This is a genomic window from Prevotella amnii DSM 23384 = JCM 14753, from assembly GCF_000378745.1.
Classification (GTDB): Bacteria; Bacteroidota; Bacteroidia; order Bacteroidales; family Bacteroidaceae; genus Prevotella; species Prevotella amnii.
Window position 1 is genome coordinate 61,971 of record NZ_KB905271.1, and the last position, 25,904, is coordinate 87,874.

Here is a 25,904-nt window from a genome sequence, read left to right on the forward strand (position 1 = left end):
CAGTTTTATGCAAATTGCCTCGTTTCTACCTCATTACCAATTAGTTTGCATATCTTTCGATATTTCTTCATTTTCCTTGATTAGTTACTATGTAAAACATTGTCCCTTATACAGCAAAAGGTGATATTTTAATCACTAAAACATCACCTTTTAAGGTGTAAAACATCACCTTTTACTCTATAAAAGGTCATCTTTCTTATCCACCTTCTGTGTTATCAAGATATTCAAAACAAACTTTTACCCCTTACACAAACATATACATACAAACATCTCTCCTCTCTAAAAGAGAACACCATAAAGCACTGACACTTTAAAAGACCTGAACATCATTTGCGAGATAACCTAAGCGATGCTTTATGGTAGATGCCAAAGTTAAGAAAAAACTTTTATATAAACAAGAAAAAACTTTCTTTTTTATTATTTTTCTTCTTTTCCTTTATAGACAACAAGAAAAACAGTACCTTTGCACACAAAGTAATTAAATAATAAGCATTTAGATAATAAAAAATGATTACATTATCAAATATCGCAATCCAATTTGGTAAAAGAGTATTATACAAAGACGTAAACATAAAGTTTACCCGTGGTAACATCTATGGAGTAATAGGAGCCAACGGAGCAGGAAAATCGACACTACTAAAAGCTATCTCTGGAGAATTAGAACCTAACAAAGGAACTATAGAGTTAGGAACAGGAGAAAGATTGTCGGTATTGGAACAAGACCACTTTAAATACGACAGCTTTAACGTTATGGACACCGTACTCATGGGACACAGCAAGCTCTGGGATAACATGAAAGAAAGAGAAGCACTATACGCTAAAGAAGAAATGAGCGAGGAAGACGGTAACAGAGCTGCCGACTTAGAACTCAAATTCGCAGAGATGAACGGCTGGGAAGCTGAAAGCGAAGCGGCACAGCTATTACAACACTTAGGCATAAACGAAGATTTGCACACCAAAGAAATGGCACAGCTTTCTAACAACGAAAAGGTTAGAGTAATGTTAGCTAAAGCACTCTTTGGCAAACCTGAAAACCTTTTACTCGATGAGCCTACAAACGACCTCGACTTAGATACCGTGGAATGGCTCGAAGATTATCTCGCTGATATTGACGATAACCAAACAGTACTCGTAGTTTCACACGACAGACATTTCCTTGACACTGTAAGCACACAGACCATAGACATCGACTTTGGGAAAGTAACCGTCTTCGCAGGAAACTACTCCTTCTGGTACGAAAGCTCACAACTCGCACTAAGACAAGCACAAAACCAAAAACTAAAAGCTGAAGAAAAAAAGAAACAGCTCGAAGAGTTTATAAGAAGATTCTCTGCCAATGTGGCTAAAAGCAAACAAACCACATCAAGAAAGAAAATGCTCGAAAGACTTAACGTAGAAGAAATAAGACCGTCAAGCAGAAAATACCCCGGAATAATATTCCAGATGGAAAGAGAACCAGGTAACCAAATTCTACAGGTAAACGACCTTAAAGCCGTAGAACCTGACGGGACTGTACTCTTCGACCACGTAGACCTCAACATAGAAAAAGGACAAAAAGTAGTCTTCATATCACACAACCCTAAAGCCATGACGGCTTTCTTCGAAATAATAAACGGTAACAGAACACCTGATGCTGGACAATATAACTGGGGAGTAACCATAACTACCGCATATCTACCTTTAGATAACACCGAATTCTTTTCTTCAGAACTTAACCTGGTAGACTGGCTTTCACAATACGGACCAGGCAACGAAGTGGTTATGAAAGGGTATCTTGGAAGAATGCTTTTCAGACAGGAAGAAGTGGAAAAACAAGTGAAAATACTCTCCGGAGGAGAAAAAATGAGGTGCATGATAGCAAGAATGCAGCTACAAAACGCTAACTGCCTTATCTTAGACACACCCACTAACCACCTCGACTTGGAAAGCATACAAGCCTTTAACAACAACCTCATCAGCTTTAAAGGAAATATCCTCTTTAGCTCACACGACCATGCTTTCATCGATTCTATTGCTAACAGAGTCATTGAGCTTACGCCTAAAGGGACCATTGACAAACTTATGCCATACGATGAATACATACACGATGACAAACTAAAAGAAAAAAGAAACGCAATGTACCAATAAGAAATGAGCTTTTATATATAAAACTATTCTTTTGGCACATAATTTGCTTTACTTACAAAAAAACAATTATATAAAATGAAAGCAAAAAAAAATAACAAAAACATAAACAACAATACTCAAGAGCAAGAAAAAAATGCTCAAAGTACTCTGGAAAATGAAGCTCAAGAAGATGTTAAGCAGCAGGATAATGAGCAGCAACATAGTCAAGAAGAAAGTAGTGAGCAAGAAGAAAAGGTAGACCCTACTGCTAAAGCACAGCAAGAGGCTGAACAGTGGAAAGATAAGTACATACGATTAGTAGCTGAATTTGATAACTACAAAAAACGTACTCTCAAAGAAAAAAGCGAACTTATCATAAATGGTAGCGAAAAGACTATCAATGCCGTACTGCCTATCTTAGACGATTTTGAACGAGCATTATCTGACAATACCGAGGACCCTAACTCGATAAAAGAAGGATTTAACCTTATATATAAGAAGTTTGTCGAAACTCTAAAGAAAATAGGTGTACAGAAAATAGATACCGATAATGCCGATTTTAACGTCGATTACCACGAAGCAATAGCTATGGTGCCAGGAATGGGAGACAAGAAAAAAGGTAAAATAATAGATTGTGTACAAACAGGATATACGCTTAACGATAAAGTTATACGCCACGCTAAAGTGGCTGTAGGGCAATAAAAAAAAGCTCGAAAGAGAAATAAAAGAAAATGGCAAAAAGAGATTACTACGAAGTACTTGGGGTAAGCAAAGACGCCTCAGAAGATGAAATAAAAAAGGCTTATAGAAAGTTAGCTATTAAATATCACCCTGATCGTAACCCTGATGATACTCAGGCTGAAGAAAAATTTAAAGAAGCTGCCGAAGCATACGATGTTTTACACGATCCACAAAAAAGGCAACAGTACGATCAGTTTGGGTTTAACTCACCTGGAGGATTCTCACCAGGTGGATTCTCATCAGGTGGATTCTCTGTAGACGACATCTTTTCTGCCTTTGGAGATATTTTTGGTGGGCATCAAGGCTTTAGCGGATTCTCCTCAGGTGGAGCTCAAAGGCGACAACATGGCACAGATATGCGCCTTAAGGTAAGGCTTACACTACAAGAAATAGCCACTGGCGTTAAAAAGAAGTTTAAAGTGCGCAAAGACGTAGTGTGCCAACACTGTCATGGTACAGGAGCAGAGGGAAATAGCAAGCCAATAACTTGCCCTAACTGCCATGGCTCGGGCATGGAAGTACGTACACAACAGTCTATGTTTGGCATAATACAGACACAAGGTCCTTGCCATGTTTGTGGAGGAGAAGGCACTATAATAAAAGACAAATGTAAATGTTGCAATGGAGAAGGCATCGTAAAAGGCGAAGAAGTGGTAGAAATTAACATACCAGCAGGAGTAGCTGAAGGCATGGTGCTCAACGTTGCAGGAAAAGGTAATGCCGGAAAACGAAATGGAGTAAATGGAGATATTCATGTATATATAGAAGAAGAGGAAAACGATACCTTCCTTAGAGATGGACAAAACATCATTTACAACCTTCTCTTAGATATTCCTACAGCTACCTTAGGAGGACAAGTAGAGATACCTACCATAGAGGGGAAAAACGTAAGGATAACCATAGAACCCGGAACACAACCCGGAAAAACTCTTCGCCTACGAGGAAAAGGGTTACCCGCAGTGCAAGGATACGGCTCTGGAATAGGAGACCTTATCGTACACACAAGCGTATATATACCAAAAGAACTAAGCAAGTCGGAGAAAAAAGCAATGGAAGAATTTGCTAAAAGCGACAATTTTAAAGGAGATAAAGCCACAAAACACTCTATCTTCGAAAGCTTTAAAAAATTATTTAGCTAAATAAGAGCTAGTTGTACTAGTTGTACTAGTTTTACTAGTTCTACTAGTTCTACTAGTTCCACTAGTTCCACTAGTTCTACTAGTTCTACTAGTTTTACTAGTTCTACTAGTTCTGCTAGTTCTACTAGTTCCACTAGTCCCACTAGCTCCACTAGCCCTACTACCCCCACCACTTATCATGAACTACCAAGAAACTATACAATATCTTTTTAACAGCACACCTGTCTTTGAGCATGTTGGTGCACAAGCATACAAAGAAGGACTATCTAACACACACCTGTTAGATAAACACTTTAACCACCCACACACCCGCTTTAAAACCATTCACATAGCAGGAACAAACGGGAAAGGCTCATGCTCACACACTCTTGCGGCTATACTGCAGGAAGAAGGATACAAGGTAGGGCTATATACAAGTCCGCATCTTATAGACTTTCGTGAACGCATACGCATAAACGGCAAAATGATACCAAAAGAATATGTTATAAATTTTGTTGCTAACGAACGCCATTTCTTCGAACCTCTACACCCTTCATTCTTCGAACTCACCACTGCACTTGCCTTTAAATACTTCGCCGAAGAACAAGTAGACATCGCTGTTATAGAAGTGGGATTAGGTGGAAGGCTCGATTGCACTAATATTATCACACCTATACTATCCATTATCACAAACATATCCTTAGATCACACACAGTTTCTTGGAAACACTTTAGAAAAAATAGCATTCGAAAAAGCTGGTATCATAAAGCATAACATACCTGTTATAATAGGTGAAACAGTAAAAGAAACTAAAGACGTCTTTCTACAAACTGCTGAAAAAATGGAAGCACCCATAACTTTTGCCCAATACAAAATACTCTTCCAACCCACACCTAAACACGATGAAAAAGGAATACATTACCACGACACACCTTTCGGAGATATTATAGGAGAACTAACAGGACTATATCAACAAAAAAACACCAACACACTGCTTTATGCATGCCTAAAACTACAACAATTAGGCATTCACCTTAACAAAGAAAACATCATCAAAGGTTTTGCTAACGTTACCACTAACACCTCACTCATGGGACGATGGCAAACAATATGCCTATCTCCACTAACCATCTGCGACACCGGACACAACATAGGGGGCTGGAAATATCTTGCAGAACAGATAAAAAACACACATGCAAAAGAAAAACACATCGTCTTTGGTATGGTAGATGATAAAGACCTGCACACTGTTTTAACATTATTACCTAAAGACGCACACTACTACTGGACACAACCTTCCACACACAGAGCATTCCCAGTAGAAAAAGTAGCATCAGAAGCACTGACCTTACGACTTAAAGGCACTGCCTTTCACGATGTCTTCACAGCATATAAAGCAGCTAAAAAAGCTGCACAGAACACCGATTTTATCTTTATAGGAGGCTCAAGCTACGTTGTTGCCGACCTCTTAAAACACCTACAACCACTCCCCCACCCTAAAAACACCTAACCAAAAACCTATATCTAAAACAAACTCTTTTCTAAACAAGACTTTTTATATCGTAAAAAATGTATATTCTACATACCAAAAGAACATTTTTTCTTACCTTTGCACCACAACTTTGAATGCTTTATAGCACATACAAAGGCAAAAACATATTATTTTTTATTATTTTTATACATTAATATTTTAGTTTTTATGAATAACAAGATTAAAAGATTTTCTGTGTTTTTATCTCTACTTATAGTAGTTTTGTGTAGCATCACCCTGCTTACTTCGTGTGATAAAGATATCGAGAAGACGATGAATGCTAAAGTAACCCTTAGAGAAAGTGAGGATAGATTTTTTGTAAAGTTTTATCCTGATAATACAAAATCTGAATTTATAGAGATTGATATACCTAAAAGGTTAAACGCACAGAATATAGATCTTACCCAGCAAGGCGATTGGAAAGTAATAGGTTTAGGATTCTATGGAGAAGATGGGCACGTTCCTTTCGAAAAAGGTAGCTACATATATATTAATAAAATAAGCGACAAACAGATAAAAGTAGCGTTCTCTATCAAGCAATATAATGATGGCAAACTCATAGAAAGATCACAGACTTACGAGGGACCTATCTCGTCTGACTAAAACAAAAAGCAGCAAGCAATAAAACAAAAAGCAGCAAGCAATAAAACAAAAATCAGCAAGCAATAAAACAAAAAGCAGCAAATAATAAAACAAAAAGCAACAAGCTCTCGCCCAGAAAGAAATGGGTGAGAGCTTTTTTTTTAGAAAAGCATCTTCGATAATGTAAGATGTAGTTAGCATTTTATAGCAAGTAGTGGTTAATTTAATATTGTTTAATACTTAAATGGATTGCAAATCTAAGAATAATTCTGTAACTTTGCATTGTTTCAGGAAAAGAAATACTCTTTTAGAGCGTAAAAGAAGATTTATAATATTCACTTTAATAAATAAAAGTTAAAAGACAATGATTAAAATTGGTATTAACGGTTTCGGTCGTATCGGTCGTTTCGTGTTCCGTGCTACTTGCGAAGCAGCAAATGCAAAAGAAGTTCAGGTTGTAGGTATTAACGACCTTTGCCCAGTAGACTACCTTGCTTATATGTTGAAATATGACACTATGCATGGTAAGTTTGAAGGTTCTATTGAAGCAGATGTAGAAAAGTCTGAGCTTATAGTAAATGGTCAGCACATCCGCGTAACAGCAGAGCGTAACCCAGCAGACTTGAAGTGGGACGCTGTAGGTGCTGAATACGTTGTAGAATCTACAGGTCTTTTCTTAACAAAGGAGAAGTCTCAGGGTCATATCGATGCTGGTGCCAAATATGTAGTAATGTCAGCTCCTTCTAAAGACGATACCCCTATGTTCGTTTGCGGTGTAAACTTTGACAAGTATGTAAAGGGTACACAGTTTGTTTCTAACGCATCTTGTACTACAAACTGTCTTGCTCCTATCGCTAAGGTGTTGAACGATAAGTTTGGTATTACAGATGGTTTGATGACTACTGTTCACTCTACTACTGCTACACAGAAGACTGTAGATGGTCCTTCTCTAAAGGATTGGCGTGGTGGTCGTGCTGCTTCTGGCAACATTATCCCTTCTTCTACTGGTGCTGCTAAGGCTGTAGGTAAGGTTATCCCTGAGCTAAACGGTAAGCTAACAGGTATGTCTATGCGTGTTCCTACATTAGATGTTTCTGTTGTTGACCTTACTGTAAACCTCGCAAAGGCTGCTACATACGCTGAAATATGCGACGCTATGAAGGCTGCTTCTGAAGGTGAGCTAAAGGGTGTATTAGGTTACACTGAAGACGCTGTAGTTTCTTCTGACTTCCTTGGCGACCCTCGCACATCTATCTTCGATGCTAAGGCTGGTATAGCTTTGACAGATACTTTTGTTAAGGTTGTTTCTTGGTACGACAACGAGATTGGTTACTCACACAAGGTAGTAGAGCTAATCAAGCACATGGCAAAGGTTAACGCTTAAAAATATATTTTATAAGCATTAAAAAAATATCCTTTTAGCTCATAAGAGCTATAAGATACTTTAGATAAGAAAGCCGCCACAGCAGCATAGCTGGGCGGCTCTTTTATTATAATAACATAATAACAAAAACAATACGAAAATCTCTTTTTAAGCATTGCTTAAACCGTGTTTTTTTAATATCTATCTATATGATAACTATAATAGGACCTACAGCATCAGGAAAGACTGCTCTTGCCACAACACTGGCATATACCTTAGGAAGCGAAATAATATCTGCCGACTCACGACAGGTATACCGAGGCATGACTATAGGCACTGGTAAAGACCTTAAAGAATATACCGTAAACGAAAAAAAAATACCATACCACCTCATAGATATATGTGATGCGGGAGAAAAATATAACCTCTTTGAATATCAAAGAGATTTCATTAAAACATACAACCTCATAACAAAACGACACATAGAACCTATTCTATGCGGAGGAACAGGACTATACATAGAAGCTGTACTGAAAGGCTACCAGCTCGCTGATGTACCACAAAACCCCACTTTAAGGAAAGAACTCGAAGGAAAATCGCTCAAAGAACTTACACTAATACTTACACAGCTGAAAGAAAAAAACCTATCTAACATGCACAATAATACCGATGTAGACTCCTGTAAACGCGCCATCAGAGCCATAGAAATAGAAACCTATAACCTTGAACACACCATAGAAAAACGCAAGCCAGCACCCATAAAATCGCTCATCATAGGTGTAGACATTGACAGAGAAGAAAGAAGAAAGAAAATAACCCTACGACTTAAACAACGCTTACAACAAGGAATGATAGAAGAAGTAGAAGGACTTCTACATAAAGGTATCAACCCTGAAGACCTTATATACTACGGTCTGGAATACAAATACATCACAGAATATATCATAGGAAAACGAAACTACGATGATATGTTTAAACACTTGGAAATAGCTATACACCAATTCGCTAAAAGACAAATGACTTGGTTCAGAGGAATGGAACGAAGAGGATTTGAAATACACTGGATAAAAGCATCATGGCAACGCAAAAAACAAATAGAAACAATACTGAAACTTAAAGAATCATCTATATAAACACCATATAAAAAACGCTAACCTTAAACACAAAAAATATTTCTCCGTGAGCATAAACACACGGAGAAAACTTTTTTTTCTACACTAAAAAACTAAAAACTAAAGAACTATAAACCCCCTACCCTATACTTTTCTTACAACAGACTCTCACCAAAAATGGCATTCTTTATGTCCTGCTCGTGGTCGAAAACAAAACGAGCAACAATAGCACTCAACAGAGCTGTGGAAGGCATCTTTATGCTACTTGCCGACTTTAAACGGTCCAGAACACTCTTTAAATCGCTATCTATATATACTGTAGCTAACTTTGAGTCGCGCTGCTTATAATCCTTTGCAAGGTCTAAAAACAGCTGCCAGCTATCCTCACCACTATCACGGGCTATCGTATACTCACGAGCTAACTGCTTGCCCTCTGCCTTAGGCAGCTTCTTTGCTGCAGGAGCAGTACGATCCTTAACTATCTCGCCATGCTCATTACGCACTGCTGTACGAGTAAAAGAACTCGCTACGTCGCCAGGAACCATAGCTGCCTGCCCTTCAGCACCTTGAGAAGACTCTACTTCTTGCTTTACATTACCATTATTAAACTCCGTCTTAACCGAAGACTCCTGACCACTCTGAGCCGTATGCACTAAGCCCTGCAAACCTCCAGGAATTATTACCTTTGTCTTTTTCTTTACCATAATATTCCGTCTTTATTGTTTCCTATCTCTTATAACTTTACTCTAAATAACACCACAGGCTTATTTCATCTTCTTTAGCATATAGTCGAAAGCCATCTTAACTGCCTCACGCTGCTGACCAAAAAGCTCAAAAGTGTTTGTGCGCTTAAGACAAGCACGACTGTTTATAGTAGGAGTTACCTTGCCAAACTGCTGAAATATCTCGTCCGTTTCTGCCCACATACGCTGCTCATCACTCGTACCTATACGGGGATCTATACGGTTAGGAACAAAGAATAACTTAGCATGCATCTCCGGATTATGCTCCCTTAAAGCATTGATAACCTGAACGAAAACACCTGTAGAATCGAGAGTCTTATCCTCGTACTCGTAAGGACAAATAATAAAATCGGCACCTACAAAAAGCGGAGCCAAACCGTCTTGAGATATGTTACCCGGAGAATCGAACAACACAAAGCCATCTACATCGCTCGCACTCTCCACTAACTGCTGCATAAGCTCCGGAGAATCTACATCAAAATCCTGTATTGTATAAGGCTCCTCCTCACCCTCATACACCTCCATGTCTTTCTTACGCTGCATAAGAATAGTCTTCTGAAGGTCAGTATCTATTAAGCAAACGTCCTTGCCCTTGTAAGACAAATAGTTAGCAAAAAGTATGCAAAGCGTGCTCTTACCTACACCACCCTTTTGATTAGCAAATACTACTTTTACGTTTTTCATTATTTATATATTTATATATTCATATTAAAATATTCTTATATTATAACGTTTATATATTCTTACGTTGATATATATCTTTATTATTATATTAAAATATTATTACTTTTTTATATTATTACGTTTATTTATTTTTATATTCATATTTCGCTGCAATTATGCTTACAAACCATCAGCAAGATGATTAAAACACCAAGCAGACAAGTTTTTTTATCTCTTTCGCTACAAAAGTAAGCATTGCGGAGAACCATTAAATATTATATTCAATAATCATTCCAACCGTTTTTACCTCCAATTCTGCTCTTTTAACGCACTTATTCTAACGTTTTAATACATTTGCGCTACTTTTATAGCTCTCATTTTTCGGATATTTTCCTTTCCTCCTACCACCCGGGTGATATTCTAAAATTTTCCAGACCCTCATAAGCCTTTTTCTTACTCACACCTGTTTCTTTCAGTATGCTATCACCCAAAATTAGCTTTAAGCAAATAGTGCGCTGCTCGTTTCTGCGCTCTGAAAAATTCATCTCTGCGGTCTTACCCTAAAGTTCGCCCCTATTTTTGCCCCCTGCCTGCGGCGATGTGGTGGAGTGGGGTGAGTTATGCGCTGCCTATCTCTGCGCTCTTACCCTACAAATCCACTCCCTGTTTTTGCCCCGTGCGTGTAGTTGTGGGGTAGGGTAGTGGGGGTAAATATCCTCTTTCCCAAACTCTAAGCCTCTGGTATGAATATTCATTACACCAAAGGCGCACCCACTAATAAGCTCTCTCTAAAGCCCTGCGAAGCAAAGCCATAGGAAGCACCGTCAAAACCAAACCTGCAATGCTACCCATATTAACATAGGTGGCTATCTCCGATAAGGTAAGCCCACTTGCAACATTATATAAATAATAGTTTAACAGGCTCACACCGCCCAACAACACAGGCGACAAAGCAAGCCACAGACCATAGATGCGCATCTTGCCCACATAGCTACATGATATTACTATGCCTAAAAACACCATTGCCAAAGCTGCAAAACTCCCAGCATAACCGCAACACAACGCTGAAACGTTTACAAACCCTCTGCCTAAAAAGCCCCACACAGGCAAGCCTAACACCACCTTTACAAAGCTAAGCACCATTATCACCGTCAGCAGCACAAAGCTCAACACTCTGCCACGCTTAAAAAAACACCTACTTAAAATGCCCCACATCGTAAGCGAAGCCGCCAAACTTATAACGCCTTCTGCGATTGTTACCGGAGAAACTCCCTGAGAAGCATCAAGCATAGCTCCCGATCCTTGAAAAGCCTCCATAGCTCCTTGCAAGACACCCCCAACGTGAGCACTCTCACCCTCGCTCACCCAGCCATCTAATACGCCCAATATCTTAGACGCACCATACAGCCCCAAGCTCCAAGAGAAAGCCTCACTCTGTAAACCATTAACTAAAAATGTATTTATCTTCATATATATTTATATAAAAACATATCTTTATATTTACGCTTACATGTAGCATAAATACTTTTTTATATATGCAAATATACACTTATTTATCTAAATAACAAAATATACTTTTATCTTTTTAAGCATTACTATAAAAACATATTACCATAAAAAAATATTTAAGCATATATACAATTATACATTCATCTATACACGTACATATATATTTATATATTTATTAATAGATACTCCGCATCGAAATATATTATATATTTATATAAAACATACAAGAAAAGCAGGGCATGAGGAATAAATATAAATATATAAAAACGTGTTTATATAATAAAAGCTACACAGAATATATAAAAGTATTAATATATAAAAACATAATAACCTATAAGACAGCTATATATAACAAACAAAATGGTGATAAAATAAGGGTTATAAAAAAAGAAGCAGGGTAGAGAAGAAGAATATATATTTATATAAAAGTTTATGTAAATATATATACTATCAAAACAAAACCATCTATATATAAACATATAAATATGTAAAAGCAAAACACCTGCACGCGCCCTACACCAAAAACTGCTCCCGTCAAAACCACTATCCACACTAAAAGGCAAACCTGACTAAAACCTCACACCTTCTAAATAATCTCAATCTTCAAAAAAAAACTACGCCAACAACGCTCTAAACATAACTATTTAAATAGAAATATATACGCCATAAAACATAAAAACATAAATATATAAATAAATATTAATGCAAAATAAAACAGATACAACTATATTTCTATATTCATACATAATTATATATTTTTATAAAAACAGATATATATAAATCCATAAAACGCAGACAAAAGAACTCTCTAAGCTACCAAAAACACCCTAAAAAGCACCTTTATGCCCCCTTAAAAACGCCTTAAAAGACCCCAAAAAGCCCCATTTTCCCCAAAAAAACAAAGAAAACACCACCTAAACCCCATAAAAACTATAAGAGAAAACCTAAAAAACATTGCTGCGACATTTTGGGAGCATCGCCTAAAAAAGCCCTTTTTTAAAAGTCATCATTGCCCACTTTCTTAAATAAAAAATAAAAGAAAAAGCTCTCGTCTTCATTACTTTGATATCATTAGTATATATCATTTATATAGACTTATATAAAGCCTTGATAATATCCTTATTCTAAGAAAGTTACATAAAGGTCTTGCGACATAAAGGGAACTTACCCGCGACATAAAAGGAACTTGCCTGCGACATAAAAGGAACTATCTTACGACAAAAACGGAGCAAATCCTTTAACACTGCGACTTTTAGGGAACTATGCCCCGACAAATATGGAAGAAATATGTTTTTTTATGTAATTATTCCGACAAAATAGGGCTATTTTTCCTTTTTTTGTCGCCGATGAACTTTGGAGAGTATGAAAAGGGCTAAAAATTTCATTACTCCGCATCAGGTTCTTGCACTTTCTTATAAGCGCGTAAAACACTATTATACCGATTTTTATTTAATTCTATATTTTTACAACGCGACAAATTAGGAGGATTTATTGTACAATAAAATTCCACAATGTGCGACAAATTGGTAGGTTTTGATATTTTTTTTACAAACAATACTTTATCCCACTTTTTTAATCTATTTTTGGCTGTTGACCTATGTATTATTGCTTTTAGAGTGGGGGCTTGTCGCTTCCTTTTTCGATGCTCTTTCTTGTCGGGTTTTTGTTTTGTTTATGAGGTTACACCAAAGTGGGGTTTATCATTGCAAGGAGCAGGGGTGGGAGCAGGGAAGTGTAGGGAGTGATAGTTGCAAGGTAGTGGGGCGAGGTTGTGATGGCAGGGGTGGGAGCAGGGAAGTGTTAGGAGTGAAGGCTGTAGGGGGTGGGGGTAAAGCTGCAAGGTAGTGGGCGGGGTTGCAAGGAGCAGGGGTAGGAGCAGTAAAGTGGTGGGAGTGATAGTTGCAAGGTGGTGGGGCGGGGTTGTGAGGTGTCGGGAGTGAGTGCTGTGAAGTGCAGGCTGTTAGGGCTGCGAAGTAGTGTGGAGAGTAGTAAAGTGTAGGGAGTTAGGGTTGCAAGGTAGTGGGTGGAAGTTGCGATGAGCAGGGGTGGGAGCAGGGAAGTGTAGGGAGTTAGGGCTGTAGGTAGTGGGTGAGAGTTGTGATGAGCAGGGGCGGGAGCAGTAAAGTGGTGTGGGGCGGGGTTGTGAGGAGCAGGGGTAAAGCTGCGAGGGGGTGGGTTATGAGCAGGAATAAGAAGGAGTGTATGGTGTGGTGTGATAAAAAAGGAGAGTGTAAAAATGTTCGGTTTCATCGTTGCTGGCATCTTTTTTCTGTTTGCCGATATTGTATGGCGGGGTAATCTTAGGCGTGGAAAGTGCGTAGGCATGGTTTCGCGTAGCAGAAGGCTGATAGATGATATGAAATAGAAATGGCATAGTGTAGTAGATATGTATCGCATCTCGTGAGCAGCGGCGACAAAAAGGGAAGAGATTAATAACAATATTGATGACAATTCGTTATTATACCACAAAAAAAATAGTGCAGAATAAAAGGACTGACGAAAATTTTCCAGTCCTCTTGTTCTTACAAAATGGTACAACACTCATGCGCCTGTCAGCGTGTAACCGCTGGTTTTATAATCATAGGTATGCTAACTCTCGTAAACTTTTGTAATGAGGCGTTCTGCGTCAATAGTTAATTGCTACCTTTATGGTAACATCAGCGAAATGGCTGTATATGGGAATTATCATCACGAAGAGGTTAAGCAGTATGGTAGCAAAGTGAAGAAAAAAGTATTTGTTAGTTAAGCAAAAAATTATAACCTTTGCAGAAAAATAAAGCTACAACGATATATGGAGGTACAAAAAATAAAACCGTCTCAAGATGCGCTCTACAGGTTTTTATTGGAGCATGACGTAAAAATTTCACGCTTAGCGGAATTAATGTGCCTACAATTAAGGGAATAAAGTTTTTATTATTTGTATTTTTGTAGGTGTGAAGAAAACATTTTTCTTTTCTCTTCTTGTGTTTCTGTGCAGGAAGTGTAATGCTTTTTCCAGTGTGAGAATGCAAGAGTGGAAAGACTTTTTTTTAAATTAAAAATATTGGTATGGCTATAATACGTAAGGTGTTGGGTAAGAGTCCGCGTTGGGGTAAAGGTTGTTTTTTAGCGGAGAATGCGGCGTTGCTGGGCGATGTTGTTATTGGCGATGACGTGTCGGTGTGGTATGGTGCTGTGTTGCGTGCCGATGTTGATGGCATACGTATAGGCAATAGGGTAAATATTCAGGACGTGGCTTGTGTGCATCAGAGTGGTGGCTGTGTGGCAGTGTTAGACGATGATGTCAGCATAGGGCATGGTGCAATAGTGCATGGTGCTCATGTGTGTTCAGGAGCTCTTATAGGTATGAATGCTGTGGTGCTGGATAGGGCTATAGTGGGTCAGGGCAGTATAGTGGCAGCAGGTGCTGTGGTCTTGGAGGGCACGCAGATAGGTCAGGGAGAGCTGTGGGGCGGCGTTCCTGCCCGTAAACTAAAAGATGTACCACAGGAGAAGGCAGCAGCGTATGCAGCCCATTATATGGAGGCAAAAAGCTGGTATGAGGACGAGTAAAGTAATGGCGGAAAGGTAGGAAAGTTCCTTTTTTGTCGCAGCTTTAGGTGTGCTTTTATGGTTGCTGATTTTAGGGCTTGTGTAAAAGTTCTGAATATTAAGTTGTTAGGTAGCTGTGTGGCGGCAGCATAAAAGGTGATGTATTGCAGCAGAAAAGTTGATGTATTACAGCATAAAAGCTGATGTTTTACAGGGTAAAAGCTGATGTTTTAGAAAGGTTGTTTTTTGGAGGATAGTTCTTTTTTTATTTTTTATGCGTGTTTCCCTTTTGGGGAACTTTCCCCTTGCCTGCCACGTGCCTGCTCTCTGCCTGCCATGTCCCTACGCCCTGTGCGCCTTGTGCCTGCATATAAATAGAACGATAGGGCAGCTGTGGTGGGTTTTCCCTTTTTGCGCGCCTTGCCTTTCTTTTCGGGGCATTACCTTTTTTTTATTCCCCTGCCTGACTTGTGCCTGCTCTCTACTTGCCTTGTCCCTGCTCTCTGCCTGCCATGTGCTTTCATTATGCCTGCCTTGTCCCTACGCCCTGCTTGCCTTATCCCTGCACCCTGTGTGCCTTATTTTTGCGAATGGTGGGGGACGGTATAGCGAGGTTGGTGGTTAATGGGCGTTATAGGGCGATGTGTTGCAGTGAGGAGGGTGTAGGATAAGGGGGAGAGGGAATAGGCTACGGCTAAAGTTGTGTGGGGTGGTTAGGGGGAGATGTTTTGTTTTCTGTTTTGGAGCAGTAAAGGGGCGAGGGGCAGGGAGGTGCGACAAAAAACTGTAAAGTTTAATTATTTTCAAAAAACTACTTATTTGTCGCAGAACGTGATGTATGAGATGCTGCTGTAAGTTCCCTTTTTGTCGCTCGCGTCTGTAGATGTGTGGCTTATAATGTTTTATGTAGTTATTGTTGTCTGTTTAAAGTGTTCTTTTTAGCCGTCTTTTGTTTTTCAGGAAAAGGAAAAAGCGTTAAAAATGTGCAGTTTTGTAAAGAAAAAGTAAAAGTTATGTGTTCTACTTCCCTTTTTGTCGCTGTTATTCTCCCTATTTGTCGCTGTTAGGGTGTAGGAAGCTACGTGTTTGTCGTGGTTAGGTTACGTGTTTGTCGGTGGTAGGTTACGTGTTTGTCGGTGGTAAGTTCCCCTTTTGTCGTGGTGTGTGGGTGCTAAAGGTTGTGTGTTAGTGTGTTATGAGTGCTTATAAAATCTATTATAATAGGATAAATAATGATAGTCTAAGTTTTTCGATGTTTTCTTTCTCGCTCTTGTTCTTTTCTTCTTTCTTTTCTTGACTTTGCCCGCAATAGAGGCGGTGCATGGCTTGGCGGCGGAATGGATAGGCTGACGCCTTCTAAGAGTTTGCATGAATAGAGGCAAGGGGGCAGACTTGGCGGCGAAATGGTTGGCTGACGTCTTCTAAGAGCTTACAGAAAGAGCGGAAAGAGGGGCGGAGTTTAGGGGCGAAAAATGAGGCATTACATGTTTATTAACGTTTAAAAGTGCCAAAATTGAACATATTTTGCACACTGTTTTTTACCAAAAAAAGAGGTAGAGGTAAAAGAAGGGAAATTTTTCGAAAATTTTTCATCGCTGTATCATTCTCATTTATAATAAGATACGAAGATTTTTGGAAAGCCCAGAAAAAAATAATTTGCAAAAAACTTGCAATCGCTTTCTTCTCGTATTATATTTGCATTGTTGTCCGACAAGGGATATTTAATCTGAAATCTTTCATTCTGGGGTACTCATTCTCTGGTGTGAAAACTATAGAAAGAGATTAGTCTACGGTGATGGGTTTTAGAAAATTAAAGAGACAAATAACATATAAATCAAATTAAACAAAACGACTAAAACGATGAATTTGTTAGAGCAATTATCACCGCATTTTTCTTTAGGTGAGATGTTACAGTCTGGCGTTGCAATACGCTTTGGTATAAATAACGAGCCAGAGGACGTAGAAAACACTAATGTTACTGCTGCTGATGTGAGGCGTAACCTTAGGAATCTTTGCAAAATGGTGTTGGAGCCTTTGCGCCAGCGTGTGGGCAGGATAATAATAACGAGCGGTTACCGCAATAAGGAGCTTAACGCTCTGGTAAACGGTGTGCCAGACTCTCAGCACGTTTTTGGCGAGGCTGCCGACATATATGTGTCCGATGCAGCACAATGTGCTAAATATGCCGACATCATTATGCGCTATACCGACTTCGACCAGCTTATCTTTGAGCCGCTAAACTCTAAGACAAAACATTGGCTTCATGTAAGCTTTTCGCGCCGACATAAAAACCGCCGTGAGGTAATAGGGCTGTAAGGCAAGGCAAAGGTGCTGATGAATAAAAACACAAAGGCGTAAAAATATAAAGATATAAGCAAGCAAAGATATAAGAATATATAAAGATAAATATATAAAAATATAAAAACACAACTTTAATATCTAAGTATAACCTAAGGCGTATGATGTTATTGTTTCGTTTCTTCTACGACAGGTTGTTATGGCTGCGTTCTGCTCCGTGGTATATATATATATAAGGTGTAGGAGCATCTGTAAAGGTCTACTATGAAAAACACATATCTTCTTTTGCTTTTATAGCGTTAGAAGAAAAAAGGTCTAAACCATTAAAGGGCTATATAGGGTGCACACTTGAGGCTTTCTTTTTATGGTGTAGAGAAGTATTATTATTAATTTTTAAAAGCTATTCCTCGCAAAAGACCATGGGCTTTACTGCTCTTGGAGAGGTAATTTAACACTATGATTAACTTTAAAATGTATCAAGACAATCGTAAAAAGAGTCCTAAAAAGGGTTATTGGTATGCTCGAGCTCACGTTCAGGGCTTAGCCGACATTAAGTATTTGGCAGGCAGGATAAGTAACACTTGCACTGTTACCGAGAGCGACATCTTAGCAGTTATAAGTGCGTTAGTAACCGAGATGAGCTATGCTTTAAAAGATGGCAAGCGTGTTCTTATAAACGGCTTAGGCTCTTTCAAGGCAAGTTTCCGTTCGAAGGGTGTAGAAAAGCTTAAAGACTTTAAGCCAGCCACTCATATATATAATCCTCGCATCATCTTTTTGCCCGAGACAGCTCGTGCAGGTGATAACAGTCGATACAAAACCATGCTGTTGGGCTGGAAGGTGTCAGAGCTTTCCACTTATAAGCAGGACAGTGCAGATGCACCGGGTCTTAAGCCAAAAGCTGCAGAAGGTGGCCATTCGGCAGGTGTAGTGTCTGATGGCGGGACGTTATAAAAAAAGTGAGTTTAATATAAAGAAAAAATGTTGTTACTATGAAGAAAGATACTTGGAAAACAATTTTTCAGATAGTGATATCTGTTCTTACTGCTTTAGCTACTACTCTTGGTGTAGCATCTTGCAGATGAGCTTAGATAGGTGTTCAGGTAGAGTTATTACCAATATATCTTTTTTAAGGTTATGCCTTTTCTCAGGTGGTTAATGTCTGTCCAGTTCCATATTCCGTGCACTCTTGCGTGCTTAGAAGATTGCCATATATCGTATTGTGCGTCTTTCAAGGAGGGTTCTTTGGTGTAATTGGCTATGAAGAGGTGGTATTTATTAAATTCTGGGTATAGGTTTTTAAGGTAATACTTTTCGCTGGTGTATATGATAGGAGCCTTGCCAGTTTTCTTCTTTATAATGGAGATAAACTTGGCAAGGTTTTTTTGTATAGTATTTCTTTTCCACTGTTTAGTGCCGTCTTCTTCTATGTCTACCATAGGCAGCAAGTCTTGCCACTGTGTGTCTATGGTGTTAAGGAAGAGAGTGGCTTGTCTTTCCATGGTGGTGTATGATGTAAGGAAATGGTACGATCCCACTTTCAGTCCTTGTCTTCTGGCTTTTTTTATGTTTTCGTTGTAGTATGGGTCTTTTATGCTGCTTCCTTCAGTGGCTTTTACGTAGACGAAGGTTAAGGAGGTGTTGTCTTTTATCTCTTGCCAGTGTATTTTTCCTTGATGCCTTGATATGTCTATTCCGTCAAAGCAGGTAGCATATTCTCCAGAGGTAAGGTCTTTAAAGGGCCAGCTACTACTTTTAGTGGGGTAAGAATATTTTTGCCATGTTTTTTTAGATATTATAAAGAATAAAGCTGTTATTGCTATCCAGAAAGCTATTATAGAAGTGGTGCGTATGGAGTTTTTCTTTTTTTTTCTTTTCATTTTAAAGTTTGTTACGTTGTGTTAAGCCTATTATATATAATGCAAAGATAATAAATTTTATGTAAGTTATAGTTTTGAAACAATACCGATTTTTTGATTCTTGTAAATAAAATCAAACATTTTAGCTAAAAAATATCTATTTTATTTTGTTTTTATTAAAATAATACATACTTTTGCAGATGTAAGAGGAGGATAAGTATTATTTTTAACCCAATTATTAGTTACAGATTGTTTAATAACATTATGATTTTATCACGGATTAACATTACAAAAGTGCCGTTATAGTGTGTTATCGGCATTAAAAGGCTTTTTCTTATAAAAGAAACGGGCTAATAGAGTATTTATTTTTATAACAATTATATTTTTTATTATTAAAAAAGATTCTATGGAGAAAAGATTTTCTTTATTATTAGTCTCACTGTTCTTTTTTGTGGGTGCAGTGTTGGCTCAAGCCCCTTTAGTACGGGGTACCGTAGTATCGCAGGACGATGGAGAGCCTATAATAGGTGCTTCAGTTGTCGTGCAGGGAACAAAAACAGGGACTCAGACCGACATTGACGGTAAGTTTTCTATTAATGTGCCTTCAGGCAAGAAGATAGTAGTGAGCTATGTTGGTATGCAGAGTAAGACTTTGATAGCTAAAGACGGCATGAAGGTTACTTTGTCTGGCGACGAAACTAATCTTCAGGAGGTGGTTGTAACAGGTTTGCAAAAGATGGATAAGCGTCTTTTCACTGGTGCAACAACAAAGGTTTCAGGCGAAAAGTCAAAGCTCGACGGTGTAGCCGACGTGAGTCGTTCTTTAGAGGGTCGTGTAGCAGGTGTTAGTGTGCAGAACGTTTCAGGAACGTTTGGTACTGCTCCAAAGATCCGTGTCCGTGGTGCTACTTCTATTTATGGTAGTTCTAAGCCATTATGGGTAGTAGACGGTGTTATCATGGAGGACGTTACCGAGGTAGACGCCGATCGTCTTTCTTCAGGTGATGCAGCCACATTAATCTCTTCTGCCATAGCAGGTTTGAATGCAGACGACATAGAGAGCTTTCAGGTGTTGAAAGACGGTTCTGCTACCTCTATATATGGTGCTCGTGCCATGGCAGGTGTGATCGTTGTTACTACAAAGAAGGGTAAGGCAGGTTCTACCCGTGTTAATTATACGGGTGAGTTTACCATGCGTCTTCGCCCAAGCTATAGCACGTTTAACATTATGAACTCTCAGGAGCAGATGTCTGTTTACCGTGAGATGGAGAAGGCAGGTCTGTTTAGTTTCAGTCGTACCTTCCGTGCTTCAAGTAGTGGTGTTTATGGTAAGATGTATCAGCTTATGAACACTTACGATGCTAAGACGGGTAAGTTTTTGCTTGCTAACACCCCTAAAGACAGGGCAGATTACTTAAAAGCAGCAGAGTATCGTAATACAGACTGGTTTAAGGAGCTTTTCAGCACAGCCATCTCGGCAAACCACTCTATAAGTTTGTCTACGGGTAATGAGAAGGCACAGCTCTATACTTCTTTTAGCTTTATGAACGATCCGGGCTGGACGGAGGCATCTAAGGTAAATCGTTATACTGCAAGTATTAACGGTTTGGTAAACCTTTCCAAGAAGTTGTCTTTAAACATGATCTCTAATGCTTCTTACCGTAAGCAGAAAGCTCCCGGCACAACAAGCCAGAGTGTAGACGCAGTAACAGGTACTGTAAGTAGAGATTTCGACATCAACCCTTACTCTTACGCTATAAACAGCTCCAGAACGTTAGATCCTAACGTGTTCTATACACGCAACTATGCTCCTTTTAACATTCATAACGAGCTTGCTAATAACTTTATCGACTTTGACGTTATGGACTTAAAGCTCCAGGCAGAGCTAAAATATAAGCCCGTACGCACTGTAGAGCTGGCTCTTTTAGGTGCTTATAAGGTGTCTGCTACTACACAGGCTTCACAGATAAGGGAAAATTCTAACATGGCTCAGGCTTTCCGTGCTATGGACGATGCTACCATACGTAATAACAACCCATGGCTATATACCGACCCAGACAAACCTAACTCTTTGCCTTTCTCGGTGCTTCCTAAGGGTGGTTTCTACCGTGAGACAAAATATAAGATGAACTCTTGGGACGTTCGTGCTACAGTAAGCTATAACGATGTGTATAACGATGATCATATAGTAAACCTTTTTGGAGGTATGGAGATAAACTCTACCGACCGTTCGCAGAGCTATTTTAACGGTGTAGGTATGCAGTACGAGATGGGCTTCTTAGGAGCTTACGACTATAACTACTTTAAGCAGGCTTCAGAGCAAAACGATGTGTACTATTACCTTGCTAATGGTTACAGCCGTGAGGCATCGTTCTTTGGTACAGCCACTTACTCTTGGAAGGGTCGTTACACCCTTAACGGTACTGTGCGTTACGAGGGTAGCAACCGCTTAGGTAAGGCAAGAAAAGCACGCTGGCTTCCTACATGGAACATCTCTGGTGCTTGGAATGCTCATGAAGAGCCTTGGTTCCATAAGGTGTTTAAAGATTACTTCACTCACGCTACCTTAAAGGCTTCTTACTCGCTTACAGGAGATAAGCCTGCCGTTACTAATGCTTTGGTAATCATTCAGAGCGTTAACCCTTGGCGTCCTTTCACAGTAGATAAGGAGTCGGCTTTGGAAGTGGCAGACTTTGCTAACCCTGACCTTACTTATGAGAAGAAGCATGAGTTTAACTTAGGTTTCGACCTTGGCTTCTTAAAGAATCGTCTTAACCTTACCTTCGATATTTATTGGCGTAACAACTTCGACCTTATAGGTCCTAAGGTTACCAATGGTACATCGGGTAGCATAACAAGATATATGAATATTGCTTCTATGAAATCTCACGGAGAGGAGTTTGCTATATCTTCTAAGAACATAGATGGTAAGGACTTTAAGTGGAGTACAGACTTTGTCTTCTCACACGTCAACACAAAGGTTACCGATCTTGATAGCCGTGCTAACATCATGCGTATGATCTCTGGTTCTGGTTTCACTATGAAGGGCTATGCTTACCGCTCACTGTTCTCTTTAGACTTCCAAGGGCTCAACTCTCAGGGTATACCTACATTTATCAATGAGAAAGGCGAAAAGACAGTTAGCGAAATCAACTTCCAGTCTACCGATGTTTCACATCTAAAGTATGAAGGCCCAGTAGATCCTACCATAACAGGTTCGCTTGGTAACACCTTTACATATAAGAACTGGCACTTAAACCTTTTCGCTACCTATGCCTTTGGCAATAAGGTGCGTCTTAACCCTGCCTTCTCTTCTTATTATTCCGACTTAGACGCTATGCCTAAGGAGTTTGCTAACCGTTGGGAAAAAGGTGGTGATGAAGCCTTTACAAATGTTCCTGCTATAGCCGACTTGCGTTCTCTTCAGAACTATGGTAAATTAGGAATAGCTTACAATGCTTATAATATGTCTTCAGAGCGTGTAGCAAAAGGCGACTTTATACGTATGAAAGAGATTTCTTTAGCTTACGACTTACCACGCACATGGGTAAGAGCGGTATCGCTAAGCTCTGCAAGCTTAAAGCTTCAGGCTACAAACCTCTTCTTGATCTATTCCGACTCTAAGCTCAACGGACAAGATCCTGAGTTCTTTAACGTAGGTGGTGTGGCAGTGCCTATGGCTCGCCAGTTTACTCTTACCTTACGTCTTGGATTATAAATTTTAAAGGAGAAAGACAATTATGAAGATAACAAAATTAACAACAATATGTATGTTTGCATTAGGTACGCTATCACTGTCTACCTCTTGCGATAGCTATCTCGATACGCTTCCTGACGATCGTGCTAACCTTAACAGCTTAGACAAGATACAGTCTTTGCTTACTACAGGTTTGAGCAATAAGCTACCATGTATGCTTATGTACATGAGTTCTGACAATGTTACCGATAATGGTAAGGCGTATAACTACACACCTGCTATGCAGGACATGTATTGCTTTAAAGACGACAACCGTCGTGGTAACGACGACCCTGCTCTTCTTTGGAACTCTACCTATGAGGCTGTGGGTACTGCTAACCAAGCTCTAAAGGCTTTAGAAAAGAAAACAGGCAAGCAGGCAGATGCTTTGCGTGCTGAAGCGTTGTTAGAACGTGCTTATGGCGTGTTCTCTATATCGAATGCTTTTTGTATGGCATACGATCCTACAAAGGCAGATAAATATCTTGGCTTGCCTTATCCTAAGGTGGCTGATAAGGAGGTAAGCAGTCGTGGCACATTAAAAGAGCTTTACGAAAACATCAATGCCGACATAGAGGCTGCTCTGCCTATGGTAGACGATGGCTATCTGGCTGTGCCTAAGTATCACTTTAACCGTAAGGCTGCATACGCTTTTGCTGCTCGGTTTAACCTTTACTATGGCAATTATGATAAAGCTATAAAGTACGCCACAGAGGCTATTGGTGTAGACCCTTCTGCATCACTACGACAGATGGACAATTATAAAAGCTTAGCAGGTCTTAAGGATATATCTAATATGTATATCAACTCTGGCGAGAAGGCTAACCTCATGCTTCAGACGGCTTACTCTTTCATGGGACGTATATCTCTTTACGATCGCTATGCTCATAACTTGGAAATATTAAAATATGAAACTTTCTGGGCTTTAGCTCCTTGGGAAGAAGGTAAAATGCCTAACGACCAGAAAAGTACTCTTTACGAGTCGAGAAGAATCTTTGGTGCTGCACCAAACACTAATTTCCCTAAGATGCAGGAAATCTTTGAGGTAACTGATAAGATTAACCAGACGGGTTTTCCTCATATAGTAAACGTAGCTTTCTCTACCGACGAAACGTTATTAGTGCGTGCAGAGGCAGAGATAATGAAAAAAGACTATGCTGCTGCTGTGCGTGATATGAACTATTGGATAGGTGCCCACTGTGCCGAGTCGGCAAAGGTGTTTGGCGGTAGTGCTTTAATAAAGCGTCCTGTGCTTACAGAGGAGAGCGTAGTAGAGTTTATGGATAAACTTCCAGAATCGGCTGTTACACCAGAAACACCTCTTGAGCGCAACTTAAAGAAGCACTTAAACCCACAAGGCTTTACCGTAGAGGCTGGTAAGCAGACAAGCTTCATACAGCTCGTGCTACACATGCGCCGTATAGAAACGTGGAAGACAGGTCTTCGCTTTATGGACTTGAAGCGTTACGGCATAGAGTACACCCACAAGCGCGACGGCGAGGACCCTATAGTTATTAAGGCTGGTGATAAGCGTTTGGCTCTTCAGCTTCCTGAAGACGTTCTAAAAGCTACTACGGGAGCATTGGAAGCTAATCCAAGATAATTTAGTTACATATTAAGATAAGATAAATTATGAAATTTCCAAAGATATTATTATTCGCAGGTCTCTTATCACTTACGTATGCTTGTAGTGAGGAAACTCTTAGCGAACAGTCGGTGGTTACTACCGACACGGATGTGGATAGTTCCGAGTTTGGACAATGGTTGCAAAAAAACTATACAGAGCCTTATAACATTAGGTTTAACTATAGGTATGTAGACAAGTTAGCACACTCTGTGTATAACGTTGTGCCAGCCGATGAAGAGAAGTCGAAGGCTCTTGCCATCTTAATAAAGAAGGTATGGATGGACGCTTATGAAGAGGTAGCAGGAAAGGATTTCCTTAAGCAGAAGTGTTTCCGCGAGTTCCATCTCATAGGTTCGCCACAGGTAAAAGAGAACGGCTCTATTACCTTAGGTACTGCCGAGGGTGGTATTATGGTAACGCTGTATCGTGTAAACGAGCTCGACCCTAAGAAGGTTTACATTAATCAGGACAACCATTACGAGCCTAAAGAACGTACTCCGCTCGACCTTAACTTCTGGTATTTCCACACCATGCATCACGAGTTTATGCACATTCTTAACCAGACTAAGAATTACTCTACCGACTTTCAGACTATTTCTGCCGGTAAGTATCATAATCAAGACTGGGTAAACGTAAAGGACGAGGACTCTCCTAAAGAAGGTTTCGTTACCGGATATGCTTCTATGGAGCCTCGAGAGGATATTGCCGAGATATACTCTACCTACGTTACCCTTACCGAAAAGGCATGGCAAGACGTTCTTAATCATGGTGTAGTGGTTAAGAGGGACGAAGCCAATCAGCCTGTTTATCAGCGCGATAAGAATGGCAACTTTGTATATGCTAAGGACGAAAAGGGTAATAAGATTTATGCTACCGATAAATACACAGGAGATCTTATTCCTGTAAGAGATGCTAAGGGTAATATCATTTACGAGAAAAACTCTGACGGCAGCTATAAATACTTTGAGACAGAAGGTGGCAAGAAGATACCTGTATACAAGGACCAGGGCAAGGTAGTGTACGGATATATGAACGGCAAGGTAGTGGCTGCTTATTTCGACAAGAATGGCGAACCTAAGCTTATCACAGAGCCTACCGACGGCGATTTGGAATATGAAAAGAACGAAGCTGGTAAAACTGTTTACGACGAGCATGGCAAGCCTGTTTATGCTTATTATAAGATTCCAGTGTTTGAATATGAGAAGTTGCCTGTAGTAGATGCTTCTGGTAAGGAGGCTATACTAAAGAAGCTCAATATTATCCGTTCTTATCTAAAGGATAGCTGGGGCTTAGACCTTGACAAGATACGTGAGGCAGTGTTAAGAAAGTCGAAAGAAGCAGAGACGATGGATTTAACCAAATTACCATAAAGATAGGGAGGATAA

The 25,904-nt window shown here is 39.5% G+C and carries 21 protein-coding genes; 16 read left to right on the forward strand and 5 right to left on the reverse strand.

Annotated features, from left to right (window positions below):
• Positions 1 to 507 precede the first annotated feature (507 nt).
• The 7 genes from F596_RS0103910 (at position 508) to miaA (ending at position 8,574) form a co-directional block, all read left to right on the forward strand.
• Entirely contained in the window at positions 508 to 2,127 is a 1,620-nt protein-coding gene (locus F596_RS0103910) for an ABC-F family ATP-binding cassette domain-containing protein (protein WP_019035933.1), read from the forward strand.
• Between the two features lie 75 nt (positions 2,128 to 2,202).
• Complete coding sequence (locus F596_RS0103915) at positions 2,203 to 2,808, forward strand: nucleotide exchange factor GrpE (protein WP_019035934.1); 606 nt, start codon at positions 2,203 to 2,205, stop codon at positions 2,806 to 2,808.
• 29 nt (positions 2,809 to 2,837) lie between these two features.
• Positions 2,838 to 3,986, forward strand: a complete 1,149-nt coding sequence (dnaJ, locus tag F596_RS0103920) for a molecular chaperone DnaJ (protein ID WP_019035935.1) — start codon at positions 2,838 to 2,840, stop codon at positions 3,984 to 3,986.
• Between the two features lie 178 nt (positions 3,987 to 4,164).
• Positions 4,165 to 5,475: a bifunctional folylpolyglutamate synthase/dihydrofolate synthase gene (locus F596_RS0103930; protein ID WP_019035937.1), complete on the forward strand. Its 1,311-nt coding sequence runs from the start codon at positions 4,165 to 4,167 to the stop codon at positions 5,473 to 5,475.
• Between the two features lie 189 nt (positions 5,476 to 5,664).
• Positions 5,665 to 6,099: a hypothetical protein gene (locus F596_RS0103935; protein WP_019035938.1), complete on the forward strand. Its 435-nt coding sequence runs from the start codon at positions 5,665 to 5,667 to the stop codon at positions 6,097 to 6,099.
• Between the two features lie 343 nt (positions 6,100 to 6,442).
• Complete coding sequence (gene gap, locus F596_RS0103940; protein WP_008450450.1) at positions 6,443 to 7,462, forward strand: type I glyceraldehyde-3-phosphate dehydrogenase; 1,020 nt, start codon at positions 6,443 to 6,445, stop codon at positions 7,460 to 7,462.
• Positions 7,463 to 7,650: 188 nt separating this feature from the next.
• The gene (gene miaA, locus F596_RS0103950; RefSeq protein WP_019035940.1) at positions 7,651 to 8,574 is read left to right on the forward strand and encodes a tRNA (adenosine(37)-N6)-dimethylallyltransferase MiaA; all 924 of its coding nucleotides are present in this window, start codon (positions 7,651 to 7,653) and stop codon (positions 8,572 to 8,574) included.
• Positions 8,575 to 8,708: 134 nt separating this feature from the next.
• On the opposite strand, the gene F596_RS0103955 is transcribed toward miaA, so the two are convergent.
• The 3 genes from F596_RS0103955 to F596_RS0103965 all read right to left on the reverse strand — a co-directional run bounded on the left by F596_RS0103955 (position 8,709) and on the right by F596_RS0103965 (position 11,429).
• Positions 8,709 to 9,257, reverse strand: coding sequence for a hypothetical protein (locus tag F596_RS0103955; protein ID WP_019035941.1), 549 nt, complete (start codon positions 9,255 to 9,257; stop codon positions 8,709 to 8,711).
• A gap of 60 nt (positions 9,258 to 9,317) precedes the next feature.
• On the reverse strand, positions 9,318 to 9,980 hold the full coding sequence (locus tag F596_RS0103960) for a ParA family protein (RefSeq protein ID WP_008450449.1): 663 nt from the start codon (positions 9,978 to 9,980) through the stop codon (positions 9,318 to 9,320).
• Between the two features lie 753 nt (positions 9,981 to 10,733).
• A complete protein-coding gene (locus tag F596_RS0103965) occupies positions 10,734 to 11,429 on the reverse strand; it encodes a hypothetical protein (RefSeq protein WP_008450500.1) in 696 nt (231 codons plus the stop codon).
• A gap of 1,713 nt (positions 11,430 to 13,142) precedes the next feature.
• Between F596_RS0103965 and F596_RS11780 the strand changes: the two genes are divergently transcribed.
• A complete protein-coding gene (locus F596_RS11780; protein ID WP_019035943.1) occupies positions 13,143 to 13,313 on the forward strand; it encodes a hypothetical protein in 171 nt (56 codons plus the stop codon).
• Between the two features lie 331 nt (positions 13,314 to 13,644).
• Here the strand turns inward: F596_RS11780 and F596_RS11785 are convergent, their stop codons facing one another.
• On the reverse strand, positions 13,645 to 13,842 hold the full coding sequence (locus F596_RS11785) for a hypothetical protein (protein WP_154648173.1): 198 nt from the start codon (positions 13,840 to 13,842) through the stop codon (positions 13,645 to 13,647).
• A gap of 237 nt (positions 13,843 to 14,079) precedes the next feature.
• Between F596_RS11785 and F596_RS12220 the strand changes: the two genes are divergently transcribed.
• From F596_RS12220 to F596_RS11790, 5 genes are all read left to right on the forward strand, one after another.
• Positions 14,080 to 14,214, forward strand: a complete 135-nt coding sequence (locus F596_RS12220; protein WP_262499138.1) for a hypothetical protein — start codon at positions 14,080 to 14,082, stop codon at positions 14,212 to 14,214.
• A 302-nt stretch (positions 14,215 to 14,516) separates the two neighbouring features.
• Positions 14,517 to 15,020 (forward strand): gamma carbonic anhydrase family protein, encoded by a 504-nt coding sequence (locus F596_RS0103980; protein ID WP_019035944.1) that lies wholly within the window; start codon positions 14,517 to 14,519, stop codon positions 15,018 to 15,020.
• Positions 15,021 to 16,859: 1,839 nt separating this feature from the next.
• Positions 16,860 to 17,315: a D-Ala-D-Ala carboxypeptidase family metallohydrolase gene (locus F596_RS0103990; RefSeq protein ID WP_019035946.1), complete on the forward strand. Its 456-nt coding sequence runs from the start codon at positions 16,860 to 16,862 to the stop codon at positions 17,313 to 17,315.
• Positions 17,316 to 17,753: 438 nt separating this feature from the next.
• Complete coding sequence (locus F596_RS0103995) at positions 17,754 to 18,251, forward strand: HU family DNA-binding protein (RefSeq protein ID WP_019035947.1); 498 nt, start codon at positions 17,754 to 17,756, stop codon at positions 18,249 to 18,251.
• A gap of 38 nt (positions 18,252 to 18,289) precedes the next feature.
• Positions 18,290 to 18,382 (forward strand): smalltalk protein, encoded by a 93-nt coding sequence (locus F596_RS11790; RefSeq protein WP_154648174.1) that lies wholly within the window; start codon positions 18,290 to 18,292, stop codon positions 18,380 to 18,382.
• 27 nt (positions 18,383 to 18,409) lie between these two features.
• On the opposite strand, the gene F596_RS0104000 is transcribed toward F596_RS11790, so the two are convergent.
• Positions 18,410 to 19,177, reverse strand: coding sequence for a glycoside hydrolase family 25 protein (locus F596_RS0104000; RefSeq protein ID WP_019035948.1), 768 nt, complete (start codon positions 19,175 to 19,177; stop codon positions 18,410 to 18,412).
• 385 nt (positions 19,178 to 19,562) lie between these two features.
• On the opposite strand from F596_RS0104000, the gene F596_RS0104005 reads away from it, so the two are divergent.
• The 3 genes from F596_RS0104005 to F596_RS0104015 are packed head-to-tail and all read left to right on the forward strand — an operon-like array spanning position 19,563 to position 25,889.
• Entirely contained in the window at positions 19,563 to 22,874 is a 3,312-nt protein-coding gene (locus tag F596_RS0104005; protein ID WP_019035949.1) for a SusC/RagA family TonB-linked outer membrane protein, read from the forward strand.
• Between the two features lie 22 nt (positions 22,875 to 22,896).
• Positions 22,897 to 24,495, forward strand: coding sequence for a RagB/SusD family nutrient uptake outer membrane protein (locus F596_RS0104010; protein ID WP_019035950.1), 1,599 nt, complete (start codon positions 22,897 to 22,899; stop codon positions 24,493 to 24,495).
• A gap of 29 nt (positions 24,496 to 24,524) precedes the next feature.
• Complete coding sequence (locus F596_RS0104015; RefSeq protein ID WP_019035951.1) at positions 24,525 to 25,889, forward strand: substrate import-associated zinc metallohydrolase lipoprotein; 1,365 nt, start codon at positions 24,525 to 24,527, stop codon at positions 25,887 to 25,889.
• The last annotated feature ends 15 nt before the right edge of the window (positions 25,890 to 25,904 follow it).

What these genes read in the sequence shown, in the direction of transcription:
- F596_RS0104000 (WP_019035948.1), bottom strand. Translation starts at nt 19,177, where the DNA reads ATGAAAAGAAAAAAAAAGAAAAACTCCATACGCACCACTTCTATAATA.
- F596_RS0103935 (WP_019035938.1), top strand. Translation starts at nt 5,665, where the DNA reads ATGAATAACAAGATTAAAAGATTTTCTGTGTTTTTATCTCTACTTATA.
- F596_RS0104005 (WP_019035949.1), top strand. Translation starts at nt 19,563, where the DNA reads ATGGAGAAAAGATTTTCTTTATTATTAGTCTCACTGTTCTTTTTTGTG.
- F596_RS11785 (WP_154648173.1), bottom strand. Translation starts at nt 13,842, where the DNA reads ATGCCATTTCTATTTCATATCATCTATCAGCCTTCTGCTACGCGAAAC.
- F596_RS0103955 (WP_019035941.1), bottom strand. Translation starts at nt 9,257, where the DNA reads ATGGTAAAGAAAAAGACAAAGGTAATAATTCCTGGAGGTTTGCAGGGC.
- F596_RS11780 (WP_019035943.1), top strand. Translation starts at nt 13,143, where the DNA reads ATGAGGTTACACCAAAGTGGGGTTTATCATTGCAAGGAGCAGGGGTGG.
- F596_RS0103930 (WP_019035937.1), top strand. Translation starts at nt 4,165, where the DNA reads ATGAACTACCAAGAAACTATACAATATCTTTTTAACAGCACACCTGTC.
- dnaJ (WP_019035935.1), top strand. Translation starts at nt 2,838, where the DNA reads ATGGCAAAAAGAGATTACTACGAAGTACTTGGGGTAAGCAAAGACGCC.
- gap (WP_008450450.1), top strand. Translation starts at nt 6,443, where the DNA reads ATGATTAAAATTGGTATTAACGGTTTCGGTCGTATCGGTCGTTTCGTG.
- miaA (WP_019035940.1), top strand. Translation starts at nt 7,651, where the DNA reads ATGATAACTATAATAGGACCTACAGCATCAGGAAAGACTGCTCTTGCC.
- F596_RS11790 (WP_154648174.1), top strand. Translation starts at nt 18,290, where the DNA reads ATGAAGAAAGATACTTGGAAAACAATTTTTCAGATAGTGATATCTGTT.
- F596_RS0104010 (WP_019035950.1), top strand. Translation starts at nt 22,897, where the DNA reads ATGAAGATAACAAAATTAACAACAATATGTATGTTTGCATTAGGTACG.
- F596_RS0103965 (WP_008450500.1), bottom strand. Translation starts at nt 11,429, where the DNA reads ATGAAGATAAATACATTTTTAGTTAATGGTTTACAGAGTGAGGCTTTC.
- F596_RS0103990 (WP_019035946.1), top strand. Translation starts at nt 16,860, where the DNA reads ATGAATTTGTTAGAGCAATTATCACCGCATTTTTCTTTAGGTGAGATG.
- F596_RS0103995 (WP_019035947.1), top strand. Translation starts at nt 17,754, where the DNA reads ATGATTAACTTTAAAATGTATCAAGACAATCGTAAAAAGAGTCCTAAA.
- F596_RS0103910 (WP_019035933.1), top strand. Translation starts at nt 508, where the DNA reads ATGATTACATTATCAAATATCGCAATCCAATTTGGTAAAAGAGTATTA.
- F596_RS0103960 (WP_008450449.1), bottom strand. Translation starts at nt 9,980, where the DNA reads ATGAAAAACGTAAAAGTAGTATTTGCTAATCAAAAGGGTGGTGTAGGT.
- F596_RS0103980 (WP_019035944.1), top strand. Translation starts at nt 14,517, where the DNA reads ATGGCTATAATACGTAAGGTGTTGGGTAAGAGTCCGCGTTGGGGTAAA.
- F596_RS12220 (WP_262499138.1), top strand. Translation starts at nt 14,080, where the DNA reads ATGAGGCGTTCTGCGTCAATAGTTAATTGCTACCTTTATGGTAACATC.
- F596_RS0103915 (WP_019035934.1), top strand. Translation starts at nt 2,203, where the DNA reads ATGAAAGCAAAAAAAAATAACAAAAACATAAACAACAATACTCAAGAG.
- F596_RS0104015 (WP_019035951.1), top strand. Translation starts at nt 24,525, where the DNA reads ATGAAATTTCCAAAGATATTATTATTCGCAGGTCTCTTATCACTTACG.